This is a genomic window from Aeromicrobium panaciterrae, assembly GCF_039537165.1.
Classification (GTDB): domain Bacteria; phylum Actinomycetota; class Actinomycetes; order Propionibacteriales; family Nocardioidaceae; genus Aeromicrobium; species Aeromicrobium panaciterrae.
This window is the reverse complement of record NZ_BAAAZZ010000002.1, coordinates 2768510-2789939: the sequence shown is the minus strand read 5'-3', so window position 1 is coordinate 2789939 and position 21430 is coordinate 2768510. Positions and strand designations below refer to the sequence as shown.

At 67.6% G+C, this 21430-nt stretch carries 24 protein-coding genes; 5 read left to right on the top strand and 19 right to left on the bottom strand.

What is annotated here, in order from left to right; all coding sequences use genetic code 11:
- Nucleotides 1-53 precede the first annotated feature (53 nt).
- Nucleotides 54-515, top strand: coding sequence for an Lrp/AsnC family transcriptional regulator (locus ABD683_RS14590; protein ID WP_344770696.1), 462 nt, complete (start codon nucleotides 54-56; stop codon nucleotides 513-515).
- Here ABD683_RS14590 and ABD683_RS14585 read toward each other — a convergent pair.
- A complete protein-coding gene (locus ABD683_RS14585; RefSeq protein WP_344770695.1) occupies nucleotides 508-948 on the bottom strand; it encodes an AMP-binding protein in 441 nt (146 codons plus the stop codon). The genes ABD683_RS14590 and ABD683_RS14585 overlap by 8 nt on opposite strands.
- Entirely contained in the window at nucleotides 948-1667 is a 720-nt protein-coding gene (locus ABD683_RS14580) for an enoyl-CoA hydratase (RefSeq protein WP_344770694.1), read from the bottom strand. Before ABD683_RS14580 ends, ABD683_RS14585 begins: the two co-directional genes overlap by 1 nt.
- Before the next feature lie 182 nt (nucleotides 1668-1849).
- Here ABD683_RS14580 and ABD683_RS14575 point away from each other — a divergent pair, with 182 nt between their 5' ends.
- Both ABD683_RS14575 and ABD683_RS14570 read left to right on the top strand, forming a co-directional pair.
- A complete protein-coding gene (locus ABD683_RS14575; protein WP_344770693.1) occupies nucleotides 1850-3526 on the top strand; it encodes a TIGR03767 family metallophosphoesterase in 1677 nt (558 codons plus the stop codon).
- 127 nt (nucleotides 3527-3653) lie between these two features.
- A complete protein-coding gene (locus ABD683_RS14570; protein ID WP_344770692.1) occupies nucleotides 3654-4079 on the top strand; it encodes a hypothetical protein in 426 nt (141 codons plus the stop codon).
- Between the two features lie 15 nt (nucleotides 4080-4094).
- On the opposite strand, the gene rlmN is transcribed toward ABD683_RS14570, so the two are convergent.
- The 10 genes from rlmN to rpsB form a co-directional block, all read right to left on the bottom strand.
- Entirely contained in the window at nucleotides 4095-5222 is a 1128-nt protein-coding gene (gene rlmN / locus ABD683_RS14565; RefSeq protein ID WP_344770691.1) for a dual-specificity RNA methyltransferase RlmN, read from the bottom strand.
- 124 nt (nucleotides 5223-5346) lie between these two features.
- Complete coding sequence (locus ABD683_RS14560; RefSeq protein WP_344770690.1) at nucleotides 5347-6222, bottom strand: transglutaminase family protein; 876 nt, start codon at nucleotides 6220-6222, stop codon at nucleotides 5347-5349.
- The gene (locus ABD683_RS14555) at nucleotides 6219-8672 is read right to left on the bottom strand and encodes a circularly permuted type 2 ATP-grasp protein (RefSeq protein WP_344770689.1); all 2454 of its coding nucleotides are present in this window, start codon (nucleotides 8670-8672) and stop codon (nucleotides 6219-6221) included. The genes ABD683_RS14560 and ABD683_RS14555 overlap by 4 nt, the downstream gene beginning before the upstream one ends.
- Before the next feature lie 80 nt (nucleotides 8673-8752).
- Complete coding sequence (locus ABD683_RS14550; protein WP_344770688.1) at nucleotides 8753-9475, bottom strand: SDR family NAD(P)-dependent oxidoreductase; 723 nt, start codon at nucleotides 9473-9475, stop codon at nucleotides 8753-8755.
- A complete protein-coding gene (locus ABD683_RS14545) occupies nucleotides 9472-9915 on the bottom strand; it encodes a nuclear transport factor 2 family protein (RefSeq protein WP_344770687.1) in 444 nt (147 codons plus the stop codon). The genes ABD683_RS14550 and ABD683_RS14545 overlap by 4 nt, the downstream gene beginning before the upstream one ends.
- Before the next feature lie 29 nt (nucleotides 9916-9944).
- Nucleotides 9945-10811: a phosphatidate cytidylyltransferase gene (locus ABD683_RS14540; RefSeq protein WP_344770686.1), complete on the bottom strand. Its 867-nt coding sequence runs from the start codon at nucleotides 10809-10811 to the stop codon at nucleotides 9945-9947.
- Nucleotides 10801-11355, bottom strand: a complete 555-nt coding sequence (gene frr / locus ABD683_RS14535) for a ribosome recycling factor (RefSeq protein WP_425548535.1) — start codon at nucleotides 11353-11355, stop codon at nucleotides 10801-10803. The genes ABD683_RS14540 and frr overlap by 11 nt, the downstream gene beginning before the upstream one ends.
- A 39-nt stretch (nucleotides 11356-11394) precedes the next feature.
- A complete protein-coding gene (pyrH, locus tag ABD683_RS14530) occupies nucleotides 11395-12144 on the bottom strand; it encodes a UMP kinase (protein ID WP_344770684.1) in 750 nt (249 codons plus the stop codon).
- Between the two features lie 36 nt (nucleotides 12145-12180).
- On the bottom strand, nucleotides 12181-12996 hold the full coding sequence (tsf, locus tag ABD683_RS14525; protein WP_344770683.1) for a translation elongation factor Ts: 816 nt from the start codon (nucleotides 12994-12996) through the stop codon (nucleotides 12181-12183).
- A gap of 37 nt (nucleotides 12997-13033) precedes the next feature.
- On the bottom strand, nucleotides 13034-14089 hold the full coding sequence (rpsB, locus tag ABD683_RS14520; protein WP_344770682.1) for a 30S ribosomal protein S2: 1056 nt from the start codon (nucleotides 14087-14089) through the stop codon (nucleotides 13034-13036).
- Between the two features lie 298 nt (nucleotides 14090-14387).
- Between rpsB and ABD683_RS14515 the strand changes: the two genes are divergently transcribed.
- Nucleotides 14388-15278 (top strand): peptidoglycan DD-metalloendopeptidase family protein, encoded by an 891-nt coding sequence (locus ABD683_RS14515; RefSeq protein WP_344770680.1) that lies wholly within the window; start codon nucleotides 14388-14390, stop codon nucleotides 15276-15278.
- Here the strand turns inward: ABD683_RS14515 and ABD683_RS14510 are convergent.
- Complete coding sequence (locus ABD683_RS14510; protein WP_344770678.1) at nucleotides 15275-16210, bottom strand: tyrosine recombinase XerC; 936 nt, start codon at nucleotides 16208-16210, stop codon at nucleotides 15275-15277. The two genes, ABD683_RS14515 and ABD683_RS14510, sit on opposite strands and share 4 nt — an antisense overlap.
- Before the next feature lie 89 nt (nucleotides 16211-16299).
- On the opposite strand from ABD683_RS14510, the gene ABD683_RS14505 reads away from it, so the two are divergent.
- Entirely contained in the window at nucleotides 16300-16641 is a 342-nt protein-coding gene (locus tag ABD683_RS14505) for a hypothetical protein (protein WP_344770677.1), read from the top strand.
- On the opposite strand, the gene dprA is transcribed toward ABD683_RS14505, so the two are convergent.
- The 6 genes from dprA to lepB form a co-directional block, all read right to left on the bottom strand.
- Nucleotides 16638-17771, bottom strand: a complete 1134-nt coding sequence (dprA, locus tag ABD683_RS14500; protein WP_344770676.1) for a DNA-processing protein DprA — start codon at nucleotides 17769-17771, stop codon at nucleotides 16638-16640. The genes ABD683_RS14505 and dprA overlap by 4 nt on opposite strands.
- Nucleotides 17768-19348, bottom strand: coding sequence for a YifB family Mg chelatase-like AAA ATPase (locus ABD683_RS14495; protein WP_344770675.1), 1581 nt, complete (start codon nucleotides 19346-19348; stop codon nucleotides 17768-17770). Before ABD683_RS14495 ends, dprA begins: the two co-directional genes overlap by 4 nt.
- A complete protein-coding gene (locus ABD683_RS14490) occupies nucleotides 19348-19710 on the bottom strand; it encodes a YraN family protein (RefSeq protein ID WP_344770674.1) in 363 nt (120 codons plus the stop codon). Before ABD683_RS14490 ends, ABD683_RS14495 begins: the two co-directional genes overlap by 1 nt.
- 89 nt (nucleotides 19711-19799) lie before the next feature.
- On the bottom strand, nucleotides 19800-20111 hold the full coding sequence (locus ABD683_RS14485) for a DUF2469 domain-containing protein (RefSeq protein WP_344770673.1): 312 nt from the start codon (nucleotides 20109-20111) through the stop codon (nucleotides 19800-19802).
- The gene (locus ABD683_RS14480; protein WP_344770672.1) at nucleotides 20104-20757 is read right to left on the bottom strand and encodes a ribonuclease HII; all 654 of its coding nucleotides are present in this window, start codon (nucleotides 20755-20757) and stop codon (nucleotides 20104-20106) included. The genes ABD683_RS14485 and ABD683_RS14480 overlap by 8 nt, the downstream gene beginning before the upstream one ends.
- On the bottom strand, nucleotides 20754-21419 hold the full coding sequence (gene lepB / locus ABD683_RS14475; protein ID WP_344770671.1) for a signal peptidase I: 666 nt from the start codon (nucleotides 21417-21419) through the stop codon (nucleotides 20754-20756). The genes ABD683_RS14480 and lepB overlap by 4 nt, the downstream gene beginning before the upstream one ends.
- Nucleotides 21420-21430 lie beyond the last annotated feature (11 nt).

Here is a 21430-nt window from a genome sequence, read left to right as displayed (position 1 = left end):
CGTACGCGCTGCCCGCGGCACCGGAATCCGTCGAATACGGCACAATGACCCGAATGACGGACCGTGCGATCGCGCTCGACGACAAGGCGCGCAAGATCATTGAGCTTCTCCAGGCCGACGGCCGGATGTCCTACTCGGCGATCGCCAAACAGGTCGGACTCTCCGAGGCCGCGGCCCGACACCGCGTGCAGAAGCTCATCGACAGCGGCGTCATGCAGATCGTCGCGGTCACCGATCCCCTGCAGATGGGATTTGCCCGGCAGGCGATGATCGGCATCAAGGTGTCGGGCGACGTACGTGAGGTCGCTGCAGCGCTCGCAAAGATGGATCAGATCGACTACATCGTGATCTCCACCGGCCGGTTCGACATCCTCGCCGAGCTCGTCGCCGAGAGCGACGACGAGCTGCTCGACATCGTGTCGGGCCAGATCAGTGCCGTCGACAACGTGCTGATGACCGAGACGTTCGTCTACCTCCAGCTGGAGAAGCAGACGTACGCGTGGGGAACTAGATAGTCCCTCCGGCGATCAATGCGCTGAACAGCTCGGGGTATGCCGAGCGCATGAGGTCTTCGTAGCCTTCCGGGTCACGATCGGGAGCCGGCGCCGGCTCCGAACGCCCCGCACGCATGAGCAGGTCCCAGGGGACCTCGGTCTCCGGCGCGTAAAACGTCTCGCCCTCGAACCGATGGCCGGCACCGTCGATCGGCACGGCGCCGAGCCGGGCGCAGGCCAGGACGGCGATCACCTGGTTGCGGCCGTACGGGAGGTCGATCGCCACCTCGGTGCCGCTCTGCACGCCGAGGTGATGGATGGCGCCGGCGATGCAGGCCGACTCGTGGAGCAGCTCGGCGTACGACAGCGTCCCCCGGTCGTCGATGACGGCGGTGTCGTCGGCGAGACCACCGATCACGTGCTGGTCGAGGGCGCGAAACACGAGACTGCTCATCATCGTCCCTTGAAGATCGGCGGTCGCTTCTCGTCACGTGCCGCCGCGGACTCTCGTACGTCCTCGCTGGCCCAGACGGCCGCGAAGCTGGCCTCGATCGCCGCGTCGTCAGCCGCGGAGCTGTTGAGCACGAGCTTGTTGTGCGCCAGCGCGAGCGGCGCCAGCTCGGCGATCTGCTGGGCCCACGCGAGGGCGTCTGCCAGCGTGCCTGCGCGGTCGGCGAGCCCGACCGTGAGCGCTTCGTCACGGTGCAGGGTCTCGGCGGCGATCATCAGGCGGCGCGCGACGCCACCTCCCGCGAGCGCGGCGAGCTGACGGATCGTCCAGGCGTCGACCGCCATGCCGTTGCGGGCCGTGGGTACGGCGAACTTCGCGGTCGTGTCGGCGACGCGGAGGTCGCAGGCCATCGCCAGCTGCGTACCGGCGCCGATCGCAGGCCCGTTGACCGCGGCGATCAGGGGAACCGGGACCTGGGTCAGCCGCGAAAGCATCCCGTAGAGCGCCTGCAGGAACTCGTCGCCGTAGACGCCACCGAGGTCGGCTCCTGCGCAGAACGCGGTGCCCTGCCCGGTGATGACGATGACTCGCGCGCCGTCACTGACCGCTTGGTCGACGCCGGCGTGGATCTCGCGGCACAGCTCGAGGTTGAGCGCGTTGCGGCGCTCTTCGCGCTGCAGCTCGAGGATGACGACGTCGCCGTCCGTGGTGGATCCCAGCATGCTTCTCCCAACGGGTGAAATCTGTCCCCCACATCCTCCCGTGCCGGGGCCCGGCGACAACCGCCGGCCCCGTGTGACCTGCGCCTCACGCAGCCGTCACTTCGCCGACGCTGAATCGTTACTCCAGCATGGACCTGTCTCGTCGCAAGTTGATCCAATCTGGCGTTGTCATCGGCGGGGCGATGGCCCTCACGGACCTGGCGCTGTCGCCGGCCGCGTGGGCCGTGGGCGGCCAGACGGCTCCCCCGGTCACGACCCTCTCCGGCACGCTGGTCCGCGGCACGCCCGACTCCAAGGGCTATGCACCCGTCGTCGAGGCATCCCCTGAGCCGCACATCGTCCGTACGGACCTCGGCGTACCGGCCAGCACCACGCCCGCCTCGGGCCGCCAGCCGATCACGGCGTTCGCGCACCTCACCGACGTGCACCTCGTGGACGCTCAGTCGCCGATGCGCCTGGAGTACGTCGACCGGCTCGAGGACAAGTACGACGAGAACCTCCTCAACCTGACGCCCAACCTGTTGCAGTCGAGCTACCGCGCGCACGAGATGCTGACGCTGCAGACCGCGGACGCGATGGTGCAGGCAGTCAACAAGGCGAAGTACGGTCCCGTCAGCGGCGCACCCCTGGCATTCGCGATCCAGACCGGTGACAACGCCGACAACTGCCAGCTCAACGAGTTCCGCTGGAACATCGACATCCTCGACGGCAAGACGGTGACCCCCAACTCGGGAAGCCCCACCAAGTACGAAGGCGTCGCCGACAACGTCGACTACGACACTCACTACTGGCACCCGGACAGCCCGCCCGCAGGCAAGGCGCCCGACACGTACAAGACGCGGTACGGATTCCCGCAGGTTACCGGGCTGCTCAACGCTGCGCGCGCCCCGTTCCAGGCCGAGGGCATCAAGATGCCGTGGTACTCCGTCTTCGGCAACCACGACGGACTCGTCCAGGGCAACTTCCCGACCACGCTCCCGCTCGGCGTCATCGCCACCGGCCCGCTCAAGCTCTCCGCGCTGCCGCCGGGCGTGTCGCAGACGGACCTCCTGACCGCGATCACCTCGGGCAACGCCGCCCTTCTCACGGGTGCTCTCGGCCTCGCCAGTGCTCGCCTCGTCACCGCCGACGGCAAGCGCAAGATCCTGACCCGCAAGCAGGTCGTCGCCGAGCACTTCAACACCCCCGCGTCACCCGGACCGGTCGGCCACGGCTTCACGGAGGAGAACAAGACCAAGGGCACCGCCTACTACACATTCGACAAGGGCAGCTTCCGCGGCGTCGTGCTCGACACCGTCAACCCGAACGGCTACTCCGAGGGCTCGATCGACGCCAAACAGCTGGCCTGGCTCAAGACCACGCTGGCGGCGTCCACGAACAAGTACGTCGTCGTGTTCAGCCACCACACCTCCAAGACCATGAAGAACGGTCTGGTGCTGGCGGGCCTCGACCTGCAGGATCGCGCCTTCGGCGACGAGGTCGTCGCCGTGCTGCTCGCCAACCCGAACGTCATAGCGTGGGTCAACGGCCACACCCACCGCAACGAGGTGTGGGCGCACAAGGCCGCAACCGGCGGTACCGGCTTCTGGGAGATCAACACCGCATCCCACATCGACTTCCCGCAGCAGTCACGTCTCATCGAGCTCGTCGACAACCAGGACGGCTCGCTGTCGATCTTCACCACGATGCTGGATCACGCGGGTACGGTCGGCGACCCCGGCCCGCTCACGTCGACCGCGGCGCTCGCCGGCCTCGCCCGCGAGCTCGCGGCCAACGATCCCCAGCGCAATCCCAACGCCACCGGCAAGCTCGAGGACCGCAACGTCGAGCTGCTGGCCAAGAAGCCCGCCCTGGTCTGAGGCGTTCACAAGCTCGACAGCGTACGCGCCTTGTCCACAGCACAACGCCGACCTGTTGTCGCTGTCGTGGACGGCTCATACGCTGGTGGATCCGGTCGATCGGATCGGGCACACTGAGGGAGTGGTCGTGTTGGAGCAACAGACATGGGTGAGCCTTGTGGGGTTCGCCGGGTTTGGGCTGGCACTCATGGGCTACCTCGCGGCAATGCGACGGGAGCTCAGGGCCGAGATCAGCGGCGTGCGCACCGATCTCAAGACCGAGATCGACGGCGTACGCACCGATCTCAAGACAGAGATCAACGGCGTACGCACCGACCTCAAGACAGAGATCAACGGCGTACGCACCGACCTCAAGACAGAGATCAACGGCGTACGCACCGACCTCAACTCCAACGCCGCTCGCCTCGAAGCCCAGATCGTCAGCTCTCACGCCGACCTCAAGACTGACATCGGTCGTGTTGATGGCAGGCTCGTCGCGCTTGAATCCCGTCTGCACGACATCGCGATACGGCTTCCCGCGGCCCTAAACCCGGCGGAACCTACCGCCTCCTGACCAAGCTGGGCTGGCTTACTCCGCTGCGGCGAGCTGGCCGCAGGCTCCGTCGATGTCGCTGCCGCGGGTGTCGCGGACCGTCGTCGGGATGCCCTTGGCGATCAGCCGACGTACGAACTCGCGCTCGTCCTCGGGGCGCGACGCGGTCCACATCGATCCGGGCGTCGGGTTGAGCGGGATCAGGTTGACGTGGACCCAGCCCCAGTCGCCGTAGGACTGCAGGACGTCGCCGAGCAGGTCGGCGCGCCAGGCCTGGTCGTTGATGTCCTTGATCATGGCGTACTCGATCGACACCCGGCGCTTCGTCGTCTTGGCGTACTCCCACGCAGCCTCGACCGCCTCGTGGACCGACCAGCGGGTGTTGATCGGTACGAGCTCGTTGCGGAGCTCGTCGTCAGGTGCGTGCAGCGAGAGCGCCAGCGTGACGGGGATGCCCTCGGTGGCGAGCTGCTTCATCCGGGGCACGAGGCCAACCGTGCTGACGGTGATGTTGCGCGCTGACATGCCCAGGCCGTCAGGTGCCGGTGCAACCATGCGGCGTACTGCACCGATGACGGCCTTGTAGTTGGCCATCGGCTCGCCCATGCCCATGAACACGACGTTGGAGAGGCGGCCGGGACCGCCGGCGACCTCGCCGCGGGCCATCTTGCCGGCGGCATCCTGGACCTGGTCGACGATCTCGGCACAGCTCATGTTGCGCTCGAGTCCACCCTGCCCCGTCGCGCAGAACGGGCATGCCATGCCGCAGCCGGCCTGGCTGGAGACGCAGATCGTGGCGCGATCGGTGTAGCGCATCAGGACGGATTCGACGAGCGCCCCGTCGAAAAGCTTCCACAGCGACTTGACGGTGGTGCCCTTGTCGGCCTCCATCGTGCGTACGGGGTTGAGCAGGGTCGGCAGCAGCTCGGCGACGATGCGGTCACGGCTGGCGGCCGGCAGATCCGTCATGTTGGCCGGGTCGCGCTCGAGGCGGGCGTAGTAGTGGTTGGCGACCTGCTTGACGCGGAACGCCGGCTCGCCGAGCGACTCGGCAACCGCCGTACGCTCGTCACCGCTCAGGTCGGCAAGGTGTCGCGGCGGCTTGACGCGACCGCGCTTCTGCTCGAAGACGAGCGGCAGCGGGTTGGGGTTGACGGAGGACACGCCCCATTCTCTCATTCAGCTCCACAGCCAAGAAATCGCGCGCGAGTGGTGCAAACGCGATCGCGAGTGGTGCGAATTCGGGAAAGTGAGACGGCGCGTCTCCCGAATTCGCACCACTCGCGCGTCACGGGACTGGAGCGACGTCGACTTCCACCGCGAGCGACGACGTCTTGGCCTCGGTGAAGATGACGCCCTTGACCGGCGGTACGTCACCGTAGTCGCGGCCCCACGCCAGCGTCACGTAGCGGTCGTTGGCCCACTGGTCGTTGGTCGGGTCGATCGCCAGCCAGCCGCCACCCGGCAGCCACACCGCAGCCCATGCGTGGGTCGCATCCGCGCCGAACACGCGTTCCTTGCCCGGCGGCGGCTGCGTCGCGAGGTAGCCGCTCACATAGCGCGCGGCCAGCCCGTGCGTGCGAAGGCAGGCGAGCGTCAGGTGCGCGAAGTCCTGGCACACCCCGGCGCGCTTGTCCATGACGTCCTCGAGCGTCGAGGTCACGGTGGTCGCGGTCTTGTCGTATGCGAAGTCGGTGTTGATCCGGTGCATCAGGTCAGTCGCCGCCTCACCGATCGGGCGGCCCGGCACGAGCGACGCGGCGGCGTACGCCCGAACGTCCTCCGTGTGGTTCGCCAGGGCGGACGGCAGCGTGAAGTCCTGCGCCCGCCAGGCGTCCTCGACGTCATCGCGCCCAGCAGGTCTCGCCGACTCCCACGCAACGGCAAGTGCGTCATCGGCGTACGCCGGCGTGTCGACCTCGACCCGGCTCGTCGCCAGGATGTCGAGCGATGTGTGTGGCGTGGTGACCTGGAAGTACGTCGCTGTGTTGCCGTAGTAGTCGAGGTCCTCCGTACGATCGCTGGCCACGGGCTCGATCACGAGCTCACGCTCCAGCACCCGCTGCCACGGGAGCTCACGCGGCACGAGATAGCCGATGCCGAGGCTGTCGGTGACGTCCTCGTCGTACGAGTAGGTCGTCCGGTGCGACACCTCGTACCTCATTGCGCACCTCCGAACCCGAAGGAGCGCGGCGCCGGCCCCACCGCGAAGTGCAGCTCGCCGATCGCCTCGGCGACGCGGCTGAGCTGACCGATGTAACCGTCGAGGAACCGCTCGAGATTGGGACGGCGCTCCCCTTCGACCGCGACCAGCGCGGCGATGTCGGCGCGGGCCAGCTCGTGGGCGAGGTCGTCGAGCAGACGCTCGGGGCGCGTCGCGCCGGTGGAGCCGGGCATCGCGGCGAGGTGCTCCCGCAGCTGGCTGATGCCGAACGCCAGCGACCGCGGGTTGTCGGCGTCCATCAGGAGCAGGTCGAGCACGCCGGCGAGTCGGACGTATCCGCGATAACGGCGCCGGTGCGTGACCGCGCTCTCGGCGATCGACAGCACGGCGGTGTTGACCTCGCGGTCGACGTCGATGCCGCGGCGCACGGTCGCGGTGGCCCGCAGCAGCTGGCTCAGCTGCAGTCCTCGCTCGACGGCGTGTCCGGCGCTGATCATGCGCCATCCCGGATCTCGCATCATGTTGCCCGTCACGCCCTGCAGCGACAGGATCCCGGTCAGCATCCGGCTGGCACTCTCCGACACCTGGTGGCTGTAGTGGTAGGTCGCGAGGGCAGCCGAGGCGCGCTCGGTCGAGCTGAACGCGTGCCACACGTCGGGCGAGAGCTGGTCTCGTACGCTCTGGGCTGCCTCACGCAGCGAGCCGACCGACTGCGCCACCGAGCCGGGACGCGTACGGTCCAGCAGCAGCGACCGGAAGTTGGCATCGAGCCGGTCGGCGTCGAAGGGCGACCCGCTGAGCCGCGTGATCGCTCCCAGCAGCACCGCCAGGCTCGCACCGCCGGCGGTGTTGGGACGCGTCGCATTGTCCTCGGCGCTGGCGTGCGTCGCCAGCACGAGGCGCAGCATGTCCTCGGCGCGCTCGGCGTACCGGCCGAACCAGAACATGTCCTCGAGCACGCGCGGCACCATCGCCGCGGTGGCCCGGCCCTGTGTCATCGGCAACACCTCGGCCAGGCCCTGGTCCGGGTCTTCAGGACGCTCCTTCAGCACCCACACGTCCTTGCTCGACGCGGCGTCACCTGCGTCGAAGATGTTCGCAAGACCACCGATCAGCGGTCGATAGGTGGACCCGTAGCGGAGCGTGAAGGTACGCAACGTCAGCGGCTGCGGGCGGATGCCCCTCGTGCCGTACGCCGGAGCCTGCGACAGCGGCAGCGCCTCCTGGCCGACGTAGCGGTGGGGCTCGGCGCGTACGAGATCACGCAACGACTCGGGCGACAGGTGGCTGAGGTCGACGGGATTGTCGATCGACTTGATGACGAGGTCCTTGATGTTGTCCTCGACGAACGCCTGCGACCTCGGGATGCCGCACCAGTAGGTCTGCACCGACGGGATGCGCAGTGGCTCGTCGAGCAGGGTCTCGCACATCGCCGACATGAACGGGAGCAGTCCGGGGTTCTCGAGCACGCCGGCGCCCAGCCCGTTGACGACTCGCACGGTGCCGCGACGTACCGCCTCCGACAGACCGGCGACGCCGAGCTGTGAGTTCTTGCGCAGCTCCAGCGCATCGCTCCAGGCGGCGTCGACACGTCGCAGGATCACGTCGACGCGTTCGAGCCGGCCGAACACCTTGACCCAGACGGCGCCGTCGCGCATCACGAGGTCGCTGCCCTCGACGAGCGGGAAGCCCAGCATCGACGCGACGAACGCCTGGTCGTACGAGGTCTCCGAGTGCGTGCCCGGCGACAGCACCACGACCCGCGGATCGGGATCGCTGTTGGGCGCTGCCTCCATCAGGGTGGTACGCAGCGCCTGGAAGAACGGCGCGATCCGGTGCATCCCGGCCTGGCGGTAGAGCTCGGGCATGACGCGTGAGATGACGCGGCGGTTCTCCATCGCGAAGCCGATCCCGGAGGGCGCCTGGGCACGGTCGGCGATCACCTGCCACTCCCCCGCGGCGTTGCGGCCAAGATCGGCGGCGGCGAGCAGGAGTGGCCACGGGTCCTGCGCCGATGCCCGGGCGGCGACCCGGACGAATCCGGAGTGCCCGAACACCAGGGCGGGCGGCAGCACGCCGGTGCTCAGGAGGCGCTGAGGTCCGTACAGGTCGACCAGGATCGCGTTGAGCAGCTCGGTGCGCTGCGCCAGCCCGACCTCGAGCGGGGTCCACTCGACGGCGTCGATCACGAGCGGGATCGGGTCGAGCTTCCACGGGCCGACCGACTGCTCCGGCGGCGTGTAGGTGACACCGTCGTCGGCGAGCATGCGTTCGATGTCACCCGTGACGCGTACGAGATCGGACTCGGTCAGCTGCACGGCTTGCTCGGCAAGGCCCTTCCACGCCGTACGCAGGCTGCCGTCCGGAGCGACGACCTCGTCGTACCGCGAGGCGTCGCCGGTCAGCGTGGGTTGCGTGACGGCGGCGGAGTAGTCCTGCAGCGCAGTCACGGCAACCGCCTTACGTGGAGCACTGGATCACCTTGGCACGCCAATGTTTCGTACGAACGCGACACCCCGTGAAACGAGGCTCAGCTCATGCCCGCGTCGAAGGCCAGGACCGCTCCGGTGATCATGCGAGCCTCCGGCGAGGCGAGGTAGACGATCGCCGAGCCGAGCTCAGCAGGCGTGATGGGCGGGCCGGGAAGCATCCCGAAGATCCGCTCCATCAGGCGTGGCTCCAGGTCCGACGGGAACGTGGCTGCCACTGCGTCCACCAACGGCGTGGCAACCGTTCCCGGACAGATCGCGTTGACCCGGACGCTGCTCGGCGTCAGCTCCAGGGCCAGGGAGCGCGTCATCATCGTCAAACCGCCCTTCGCTGCGGCGTAGGCCACCGAGTACGGCTGAGGCGCATTGCCGGCCACCGAGGAGACGTTCACGATGTTGCCCTGGCACGCCTTGAGGTGGGGCAGGGCGGCTTGCATCATCATGAACGGACCCTTGAGGTCTATCGCATGCACCCGGTCCCACAGCTCCTCCTCGATCTCCTCGAAGCGGCCGAACTGCACGATGCCTGCCACGTTGGCGAGCACATCGATCCGTCCGTGCTGGGCGCACACCTCGATGGCTGCGTCGACCGAAGCGCGGTCGGCAACGTTGCACTCGACGTACGTCACGCCGTCCGGGACGGTCGACGCGATGTCGAGGCCGAACACGATCTCGCCCAGGTCACGGAAGAGCTCAGCGGTGGCGTAGCCGATGCCGGATGCGGCGCCGGTGATGACGACGACGCGGGGTGTGGACTCGGTCATCCGATGACTCCTGGGGCTAGATGATGGGTGAGATCGCCCGATCGGCCGATCGAGAACCTGCGTTCGACGAAGTGCCATCCGCCGGCGGGCGCGAACGTGTCGACGTACGAGCCCGTGATGATGGGTTGAAGGGGCAATTCCGGCACGGCCTGGAAGACGAGGTACGCAGACCGTGCCCGGATGGCACCGCCGTCGAGCTCCTCGAGAGACGTGTTGGCCACGACGTGCTGCGTGCCGGGCGTTCCGTCGTCGTGCACCGTGACGATGCCGGCGTACAGCGCGGCGACTTCGTCGGCGCCTGTGGCGATCGCCGTACCGTCCTCGGTCATGAGCACGGCGTCGGCCATCAGCTGCCCGACTCCGACGAAGTCACCGGCGTCGATCAATCGGCAATAGGTCCCGAGAAGCCCGCGAATGTGATCGCCGTCGGTCAGTGGCATGGGAGAAACCTAGCGGCTCTCACGGGAGATCAGGTGACGTCGACGAGGGTGTGGAGGATCAGCCACGCGATCGGCGCGACCGCGATGAGCGAGTCGAGGCGGTCCATGATGCCGCCGTGCCCGGGAAGCAGGTCGCCCATGTCCTTGATGCCGAGGTCGCGCTTGATCAGCGACTCCGACAGGTCACCGAGCGTTGCGAAGACGACACCGGCGATGCCGAGCAGAACTCCGACCCACCAACGCCCGTCGAGCCCCCAGACAACCGTGCCGACGCCAGCGGCGATGCCGACGATGACTGAACCGGCGAAACCTTCCCACGACTTCTTGGGGCTGATGGTCGGAGCCATCGGGTGCTTGCCGAACAGGACGCCGGCGATGTAGCCGCCGGTGTCTGACGCGATCGTGGCGACGATGAACGCGACGATGCGCCACGGCCCGTCGTCCTCGATCAGCATCAGCAGGACGAACACGCCCATGAGGTAGAGGTAGGACAGCGAGAAGATGCCGGCGCTGACGTCGCGCACGAAGCCCTCGGCACCCTCAGCCAGCCGCCAGACGAGGCTGCCGATCACGGTCAGCGCCATCGCGATGGCCGCCGTCTCCATGCCGCCGTAGAACGCACCGACCAGCATGATCGTGCCGCCGGCGAGGATCGGCAAGAACGGGATCGTGATGTTGGCCTTGGCGAACGCGCGGGCGAGCTCCCACAGGCCGATGCCGAGGGCGATCACGACGACCGCGACGAAGACGTCCTTCACCAGGAACAGCGACGCGACGACCACCGCTCCGAGGCTGACACCCACCCCGATCGCTGCCGGGAGGTTGCGCCCCGCCCTGCTCTTCTTTTCTGCCTCCGCCGGAGACTCCTCGGGAGCCGTGGGCGAATCAGATGTCAAGGAGCTCGGCTTCCTTGTTCTTGAGCAGCTCGTCGATCGTGTCGACGTGCTTCTTGGTCATGCCGTCGAGGCGCTTCTCGGCTCCGGCGTTGTCGTCCTTGCTGATCTCGGAGTCCTTCTCGGCCTTGTCGAGAGCCTGCTTGGCGTTGCGACGAGCACCGCGTACGGCGATGCGGCCGTCCTCGGCCTTGGTCTTGGCCAGCTTGATGTATTCCTTGCGGCGGTCCTCGGTCAGCTCGGGAAGCGTCACGCGCAGCACCTTGCCGTCGTCGCTCGGGTTGACGCCGAGGTCGGACTCGCGGATCGCCTTCTCGATGGCCGGCTTGGCGCCGATGTCGTAGGGCTGGATCACGACCGTACGGGGCTCGGGGACCTGGAAGCCGGCGAGCTGGTTGAGCGGCGTCTGCTGGCCGTAGTACTCGGCAGTGATCTGGGCGAACATCGCGGGGTGGGCGCGACCCGTACGAATCGCAGCGAACTCCTCGCGGGTGTGCTCGACGGCCTTGGCCATCTTGCTGTCAGCGTCGCGGAGTGTCTGGTCGATCATGAGGAGTCTCTTCCGTTGTGCGAGTGCGAGGTCAGCCTAGGCGGCGTGAACCAGTGTGCCGATCTTCTCACCACGAAGCACGCGGGCGATATTGCCCTCGCCGTCCATCCCGAACACGATCATGGGGAGCTTGTTCTCCATGCACAGTGCAAAGGCGGCAGCGTCGACCACCTTGAGGCCGAGGCGAAGCGCCTCGTCGAAGGTGATCTCGTCGTACTTCTTGGCGTCGGGGTTGGTGCGCGGGTCGGCGGAGTAGACGCCGTCGACGCCGCTCTTGGACATCAGCACGGCGTCCGCGCCTATCTCCAGTGCGCGCTGCGCCGAGACAGTGTCGGTCGAGAAGTACGGCATACCGGCGCCGGCTCCGAAGATCACGACGCGACCCTTCTCGAGGTGGCGGATCGCCTTGCGCGGGATGTAGGGCTCAGCGACCTGTCCCATCGTGATGGCCGACTGGACCCGGGTCTCGATGCCGATCTTCTCGCAGAAGTCCTGCAGCGCGAGGCAGTTCATGACGGTGCCGAGCATGCCGATGTAGTCGGCCCGCGAACGGTCCATGCCGCGCTGGCTCAGCTCGGCGCCGCGAAAGAAGTTGCCTCCGCCGACCACGATCGCGACCTCGACGCCCTCGGCGACCGCGGCAGCGACCTGCCGGGCGATGCCGCTGACGACGTCGGGGTCGATGCCGATCTTGCCGCCGCCGAAGACCTCGCCGGACAGCTTGAGGAGCACACGCTTGAACTTCTGACCGGAGGCTGAATCATTGACGAGCTGGGCGTTGTCCATTTCAGCCTCCGTGGTCGAGCGGTTGATCGTGTTGGGTCAGGCGCCGATCTCGATGTGGGCGAAGCGCTTGATGGTCACGCCTGCCTCGTCCAGGACTGCCTTGACGGACTTCTTGTTGTCCTGGACCGACGACTGCTCGAGCAGCACGTTGTCCTTGAAGAAGCCGTTGAGGCGTCCCTCGGTGATCTTGGCGATGGCCTGCTCGGGCTTGCCCTCTTCGCGCGCGGTCGCCTCGGCGATCTCACGCTCCTTGGCGACGACGTCCGCGGGGACGTCCTCACGCGTGAGGTAGCGAGGACGCATCGCGGCGATCTGCATTGCGATGCCGCGAGCCACGTCATGACCCTCGTCGCCGTCGAACTCCACGAGCACACCGACGGCCGGCGGCAGGTCGCTGGCGCGACGGTGCATGTAGGTGACGACGGCGCCGTCGAAGCTGGCAACACGACCGAGCTCGATCTTCTCGCCGATGACGATCGCGAGGTCGGCGACGGCCTCGGCAACGGACTTGCCGTTGTCGAGCGTGGCGCCGGCGAACTCAGCGGCGTCAGCAGGCTTCGTCTTGTCGGCGAGCACCGCGAGGTCCTCGGCGAGGGTGATGAACTGCTCGTTCTTGGCGACGAAGTCGGTCTCGGAGTTGAGCTCGACGATCGCGCTTCCGAAGTTGGCGACGAGCCCCGAGGTGGCCTCACGCTCAGCGCGCTTGGCCGCCTTGGCAGCACCCGAGATACGGAGTACCTCGATCGCCTTCTCGAAGTCACCGTCGGTCTCGGTGAGCGCCTTCTTGGCGTCCATCATTCCCGCGCCGGTGGCGTCGCGGAGCTTCTTGACCTCTTGGGCAGTGATTGCCATGTACGTGTTCTCGCTTCTCAGGTGTTGGTCGAACGCCTTACTTGGCGGCGGCCTTCTTGGCCGGGGCCTTCTTGGCGGGCTTGTCGGCGTCGTCAGCCTTGGCAGCAGCCTTCTTCGCCGGGGCCTTCTTGGCGGGCTTGTCGGCGTCGTCAGCCGTGGCAGCAGCCTTCTTCGCCGGGGCCTTCTTGGCCGGCTTGTTGGCGTCGTCAGCCTTGGCAGCAGCCTTCTTGGCGGGCTTCTCGGCGTCGTCAGCCGTGGCAGCGTCGGCGGCAGGCGCCTCCGCAGCGGCTTCAGCAGCCTTGTCCTCGGCGTCCTTCTTCTCCAGCAGCTCGCGCTCCCAGTCAGCCAGGGGCTCCTCGGCGCCGAGCTCGGTGCCGGGTGTCTCCTCACCGGTCTTGCTGCCACCGCGGGCGATCAGGCCCTCGGCAACGGCGTCGGCGATGACGCGGGTCAGCAGGCCGACCGAGCGGATGGCGTCGTCGTTGCCCGGGATCGGGAAGTCGACGTCGTCGGGGTCGCAGTTGGTGTCGAGGATCGCGATGATCGGGATGCCGAGCTTCTTGGCCTCGTCAACCGCGAGGTGCTCCTTCTTGGTGTCGACGATCCAGACGGCGGACGGCGTACGGCCCATGTCGCGGATGCCGCCGAGGGTGCGCGACAGCTTCGCGTACTCGCGGCTCATGTGAAGGAGTTCCTTCTTGGTGCGGTTGGAGCCTGCGACGTCGTCGAAGTCGATCTCCTCGAGCTCCTTCATGCGCTGAAGGCGCTGGTGCATCGTCTGGAAGTTGGTGAGCATCCCGCCGAGCCAACGCTGGTTGACGTAGGGCATGCCGACACGCTTGGCCTGCTCCTCGATCGGCTCCTGCGCCTGGCGCTTGGTGCCGACGAACAGGATCGTGCCGCCGCGGGCGACGGTCGACTTGACGAACTCGTAGCCGGCGTCGATGTAGGCGAGCGACTGCTGCAGGTCGATGATGTAGATGCCGTTGCGCTCGGTGAAGATGAATCGCTTCATCTTGGGGTTCCAACGACGGGTCTGGTGACCGAAGTGAACGCCGCTCTCGAGCAGCTGGCGCATGGTGACTACTGCCATGGTGATTCTCCTTGTGGCACGTGCGTGCCACTCCTGGTTGTCTTCACCGCCGGTTGACGGTGACCTGGCGCCTGCCGTGTGTGGCCCACTCCCCTTGGGAGACCAGGACCGCATCCGCATTCGGCTTTCGCGTCATACGGAGACAGGCGCGCGAATTTCACTCCTTGCGAAGTGATGGGTCCAGTCTAGGGCACGGGTACGTCGACGGCGAAATCCACACGTGAGCCCGCATCACCCTCTGTCCCCAGCGGACACGACCGTCGACGACCATCCGTCGTCTCGGGACTTGGCTGGCGTGATGAACCGTCGAACACTCCTCGTCATCGCCCTGATCCTCCTGCTCGCTCCCGTACGCCCCGCGGCGGCGGCCGGCTCCGAGCCGTGGACCTGGCCCTTGCCGGGCCACGACGTCAGCCAGCGCTTCGACAAGCCCGAGAGCCGCTATGGCCCCGGGCATCGCGGCGTCGACCTCGCGGCGTCTGCGGGAGACCCCGTACGAGCCGTGGCCGCCGGTCGAGCGACGTTCGTGGGCTCGGTGGCGGGCACGCCGGCGATCACGATCGACCACGGCAGCGAGCGCTCGACCTATCAGCCGGTGTCGTCAAAGCTCCACGTCGGCGATGCCGTGGCGGCCGGCGAGCCGATCGGCACCCTGCTGGGTTCTCCGAGCCATTGCGCCGGGCCGTGCCTGCACCTCGGCCGGATCGCCGGCGACAACTACCTCGACCCGCTCGAGCTGTTGGCACGCGGGCGATTCCGTCTGATCGACCCGAACGGCACGCCACCTGCACCTCCGGCGGGCGGTTCAGGCTCGCTGGGTCGGCCGGTGGGTGGTCCGGTGACGTCGCCCTACGGGATGCGGGTGCACCCCGTGACCGGCGTACGCAAGCTCCATGACGGCACCGACTTCGGCGTGGCGTGCGGCACCTCCGTCCACGCGGCAGCCGGCGGGACGGTGGTCTCGCGCTCGTCGAGCAGCGCATACGGCAAACGGATCGTGATACGTCATCGACCGGGCTTCGAGACGACCTACAACCACCTGAGCCGACAGTCGGTGTCAGTGGGCGAGCACGTGGGTCGCGGTGAGGTCATCGGGCGCTCGGGCAACACCGGGCTGTCGACCGGATGCCACCTGCACTTCATGGTGCTCAAGAGCGACCGCGCCGTGGACCCGGCGAAGTTCCTCTAGGCGCGCGGGTGTGCCAGCTTGTAGGCAGCGCGAAGCCGGTCGTTGCTGACGTGTGTGTAGATCTGAGTCGTCCCGAGGGAGGCATGGCCGAGGATCTCCTGCACGCTGCGCAGATCGGCTCCACCTTCGAGCAGGTGCGTGGCGGCGGAGTGACGCAGCCCGTGCGGCCCGAGATCGGGTCCACCCTCGACCGCGCCGAGACGTTCGTGCACGACGCGGCGGACCGCGCGTGGGTCGATGCGGCTCCCCCGCACGCCGACGAACACCGCAGAACCACTCTCGGCCGACACCATGGTCGGCCGGCCGGTGGTGAGCCAGTGCTGGACGGCCTCGGCTGCGGGCGCTCCGTACGGAACTGACCGTTCCTTGCGACCCTTGCCAAACACCCGGACCACGCGCCGGTCACGGTCGAGGTCGTCGATGTCGAGGCCGACCAGCTCTCCGACACGGATGCCGGTCGCGTAGAGCAGCTCGAGCATCGCCAGGTCACGCAACCCCCGCGGTCCTTCGTCGGCAAGATCGGTGACCGCGGCATCGAGCACGGCACGCATCTCGGTCTGCGTCAGGGCGTCAGGAAGCTCGCGTCGTGCCTTCGGACTCGCGAGCAGCGCGCCGGGATCGGCGGTCGCGCGACCCGTGCGGACGAGCCAGGCGGTGAACACACGGGCCGAGGCTGCGCGCCGTGCCAACGTCGTCCGGGCCTTGCCCAGTGTCTGCAGGTTGGCCAGCCAGCTGCGGAGCGTACGGATCGACAGGTCGGACGGGTTGGTCACGCCCAGCCGCTCGGCGTGGATGGCCAGGGCGTGCAGGTCGGTCACGTAGGCGCGTACGGAATGGGTCGAGAGGTCTCGCTCGGACACCAGATGGCGCTCGTAGTCGGCGAGTACGCGCGCCCACGTCTCGCCGAGCTGCTCTTCGGCTGTTTCGGTCATCGGATCCAGTGTGCGGCGAGGTGACGCTCAGCCGGCGTCGGCGCGCCGCACACCTTTACGTGGCCGGCAATCTGGACTGAAATGACTGCATGACGGACGATCCGGCGGCGACCAATCACACCCTTTACACAGTGGTGTTCGAGAACGAGCGCGTACGTGTGCTCGAGTACCTCGATCAACCCGGCGACAGGACGACCCCTCACAGCCACCCGGACAGCGTCATGGTCACGCTCTCGGACTTCGATCGCCGGCTCAGCGTGGGTGACCACCAACGAGAGGTCTCACTCAAGGCGGGCCTGGCGACCTGGCTACCTGCTCAGACGCATTCGGGCGAGAACATCGGGACGACAGCGACGCACACGATCTTCGTCGAGCTCAAGGAACAAGCCTCGGGCGCGCCGCACGAACCGGTCCTCGGACCCGAGATCTAGCCGACGTCGGCTCGCCGGGCGAGGATCCACCCCACGCCGTGGCGACATACCAGTCCGCGGCGTTCGAGCATGTCTAGCGAGACGAGTACCTCGCGAGCAGTGAGCCGCACCCCGGAAGCGATCTCGGTCAGCGACCGACCCCGACTCCAGTCGAGTCCGTCCAACGTCTTGCGCGCGGCCACAGGCAGGCGGTCGAACTCCGTCAGCGGCACCACGTCGCGCTCCGACGGCTCAGCACCGAGCCCGCGAATCTCCTCGATGACCTCCTTGCCCTTGGTCACCAGGACGGCCTTGCCGGTCCGGATCGCATCATGCGTGCCCGACGACTGACGCGACGTGACAGGACCTGGCAGCGCCATCGTGGTGCGGCCGAGCTGATCGGCCCAGTGGAGCGTGTTGAGGGAGCCACTGCGTATCGCGGCCTCGATCACGACGGTGCCCTGGCTGAGTGCCGCGATGATGCGGTTGCGCGACAGAAAGCGGCCCTTGAGCGGGCGCGCACCCGGTGTCTGCTCGCTGATCACCAGCCCGGTCTTGGCGATCTCCTCGATCAGGGCACTGTGGGCGACGGGATAGTCGACGTCTGCACCACATGCGAGCACGGCGACGGTCGGCTTGTTCATGAGCAACGCACCACGGTGGGCACACCCGTCGACACCGAACGCGGCACCGCTGATCACGGTGTAGCCGGCATCTGCGCAGTCCGCCGACATCTCGGAGGCGACTTCAGCCCCATAGGTCGTGCACGCGCGGGCACCGACCACAGCCACGCTCTCAGCACTGATCTGCGCGAGGTTCCCCGCACCGCGCATCCACAGCCCGACCGGCGCACCGGTGGTGTTGTGCAGAGGCTCCAGATGATCGAGATCCGACAACGCCGACGGCCATGCAGCATCGCCTGGACACAGCCAACGCAGGCGCTGCGACTTCGCGCGCGCCTTGGCAGTCTCGACCGAGCGGGGCAGATCGTGTGCGCGTTCGCGCCAGACGGCCGGCACCCGCAGGGAGCCTCGGCCCTGCGCTGCCGCAACGAGTCGCCCCGGCTCATGCACCGTCAACAGGTCGCGAAGCCTGGGGTCTCCAGGTTCGGCGATGAGGCTCAGGGCGAGCCGGTCCTGGCGATCGCTCATGAGGCCTGCACCATGTCGCGCATCTCGCTGCCAAGCGGCGTCCCCCGCCGCAGCGAGAGAGCCGTGTCGACGTCGTCACCGGTCGGCACGTCATGACCGTGCAGGTCTGCGACGCTCCACGACAGGCGCAGGATGCGGTCCGCCGACCTGGCATTGAGCTTGTTGGTGCGCAGCTGCTGGTCGATCATGACGCGACCGGCTTCGCTGACCGGCCACTGCTTGCGCAGCTCGACGCCCGGCACGGCGCTGTTGAGCCGCCATGGCGTCGCACGAAATCGCCGGCCCTGTCGTGCGCGGGCCTCGACCACGGTCAGGGCGAGCTCAGCAGTCGAGCGAGCGCCGGTCATGGCGTTGACCAGCTCGGGACGGGCCAGCGGCGACAGGGATCGGTGGATGTCGATGCGGTCACGGATGGGGCCCGACAGCCGATCGGCGTAGCGCCGTCGGCTCAGCGGTGAGCAGCGGCACTGGTCGCTGACCGAGCTGCTCATGCCGCAAGGACAGGGGTTGGCCGCCAGCACGAGCTGGAAACGTGCCGGATAGGCCGCGGTCAGGGCGGCCCGGGACACGACCACGTGGCCGCTTTCGAGCGGCTGGCGAAGTGCCTCAAGAACATTGGATGAGAACTCCGGGGCCTCGTCCAGGAACAGGACGCCGTTGTGGGCCAACGAGAGAGCACCGGGCCGGATGACCTTGCTGCCACCTCCCACGATCGACACGGCGCTGGCAGTGTGGTGTGGGTCGAGGAACGGCGGACGCCTGAGCAGCGGAGCGTCACTGGGCAGCACGCCCGCGATCGAGTGAACCGCGCTCACCGCGAGCGACTGTTCGTGGGTCAGATCGGGTAGCAGACCCGGCAGCCGCTGGGCCAGCATCGTCTTGCCGATGCCGGGCGGACCCGTCATGAGCATGTGGTGCCCGCCGGCGGCCGCGACGACCAACGCCATGCGCGCGTCCTCCTGGCCCGCGATGTCAGCAAGGTCGAGGTGGGCGAGCCGTTCGGCAGAGGTCCACGACATGCCCGAGACCTCGTCGAGCGGAGGCACCGGCGGGTCGTCGGGCTCCTCTGCACCGGTCAGCAGAGCGACGGTCTGGCGCAACGACCGGACACCCACGACCGAGATGCCTGTGACGAGCTCAGCCTCCGGCACGTTGACCTCCGGCACGAACACGCGCTCGAAGCCTGCCTCGGCAGCCGCGAGCGTCGCCGGGAGGACACCACGGATCGCCCGAAGCCGCCCGTCGAGGGCCAGCTCGCCGAGGAACGCCGCACCATCCAGCTGCTCTGCCGGGACGAGCTGCTTGGCGGCGAACACCGCCAGTGCAATGGCCAGGTCGTAGTGTGAGCCGGTCTTGGGCAGGGTCGACGGTGCAAGGTTGATGGTCACCAGCTGATCGGGCCAGGTCGTGCCGGAGTTGGCCACCGCTGACCGGCACCGATCGCGCGCCTCACTGACCATCGTGTCGGCCAGCCCGACCAGGACCGTACGGGGCAGGCCACCACCGATGTGGACCTCGACCTCGATCGGCCTCCCGGACAACCCGTCGAGGGTCACCGAGTGGGTCGGCGCACTCATCAGGCCACACCGGTGATGCGCTCGACGACCGGCGCTCCCCGGTCCTGCATCACCACCGAGACCACATCGATGCGCAGGCTCGGCGGGTGGACGTCGTGCACCTCGAGCCAGTGGGTTGCCAACCGGCGCAGCCGCCTGGCCTTGTGACCCGTCACCGCCTCGAACGGTCCTCCGTAGCCGTGGCCGCTGCGCGTCTTGACCTCGCAGATCACCAGCGTCGACCCGTCGCGCGCAACGATGTCGATCTCACCGAACTTGCACGTCCAGTTGCGGGCCAGCACGACCATGCCGAGCCTCGTGAGGTGCTCGGCGGCCACGCGCTCGCCGTAGGCGCCCATGGCCTTGTTGCGCTCGTACGTCATCCCCCGAGCCTCGCGGGGACACACGGCCTACACGACAGTCATCAGGGCACCTGTGGATCGCCGAGAGAATGCCGCAGGGCTGTGGACAGTCAGTCAGCCGTCGGGAGCTGGGTCTCGGACTCCTGGAGCTCCTCGACGTTGACGTCCTTGAACGTCAGCACCTTGACGGTCTTGGCGAAGCGCGCCGGACGATAGATGTCCCACACCCAGGCATCGCTCATCGTGACCTCGAAGTAGGCGTCACCCGTCTCGGAACGCACCTTCACGTCGACGGCGTTGCAGAGATAGAACCGTCGGTCGGTCTCGACGACGTACTTGAAGATCGAGACGACGTCGCGGTATTCGCGATAGAGCGCCAGCTCCATCTCGGACTCGTAGCGCTCGAGATCCTCGCTACTCATGTGCGGCTCCCTCCATCGCTGCTCGTACGTTGACGAATCGTCTGCGGTGCTCGACGCACGGGCCGAACTCGTCGATGCGCTCCTGGTGCAGCGACGTGCAATAACCCTTGTGCGTGGCGAAATCGTATTGCGGATAGTGCTCGTGGAGCTCGACCATCATGCGGTCGCGTGTCACCTTGGCGACGATCGAGGCAGCGGCGATGGATGCGGCGACCCGATCGCCCTTCCACACCGCGAGGCCCGGCACGCCGAGACCATCGACTGGGAATCCGTCGGTGAGGACGTAGCCGGGGCGTACGGCGAGGCGTGCAAGGGCGCGGCGCAGCGCCGAGATGTTGGCGACGTGCATACCCATCTGGTCGCAGTCCTGCGGCGACACCACGACGACCGAGACGTCGGTCGCCCGCTTCATGATCAGGTCGAAGCACGTCTCGCGGCGCGCCTCGGTGAGCAGCTTGGAGTCGGCGATGCCGGGTATGGGCCGGTCGAGCACGACCGCCGCGGCAACCAGGGGGCCGGCACACGCGCCGCGTCCCGCCTCATCGACGCCGGCGACAGGCGTGAGGCCCTGACGGGCGAGGGCGCGCTCAAAGCCGTACAACCCGGCGTCGCGCCGGATCGTCGAACCCTTCGCGAACCGCGTCATTTTCCGTTGACGGCTTCGAACGACTCGGGCTTGTGGATGAAGCCGGAACGGTTCCATGGCCACACGCGCAGCCACGCCTTGCCGACCACGGCCTTGTCCTGGATGAACCCGCCGCCGGGATCGCCCAGGTGCGAGCGCGAGTCTGCCGAGTTGCCACGGTTGTCGCCCATGACCCAGAGGTGGTCCTTGGGCACCTTGACGTCGAAGCGCAGCTCGCTCGCCGGGCTGTTGGGCTCGAGGAGGTAGGGCTCGTCGAGCGTCTTGCCGTTGACCGTGAGCTTGCCCGCCTCAGTGCAGCAGACGACCTCGTCGCCACCGACACCGATGACTCGCTTGATCAGGTGCCCACCCGTCGGGAAGAGCCCGACGGTCTCGAGGGCACGCTGCAGCGGGTTGGTCGCGTGACGCGACTCCTCCTCGCCGAGCCAGCCTCCCGGATCGTCGAACACGACGATGTCACCGCGCTTGGGCTCACCGCCCCAGTAGGACACCTTCTGCACCAGGAGCTTGTCGTCGACGAGCATCGTGGGCTCCATCGACTCCGACGGAATGTAGAAGGCCTGGAGGAAGAACGTCTTGACGATCACCGCCATCACCATGGCGGTGATGACCAGAAGGATCGACTCCTGCCACACGGGGAGCTGTCGCTTCTTCTCAGTCACGCGGTGAGCCT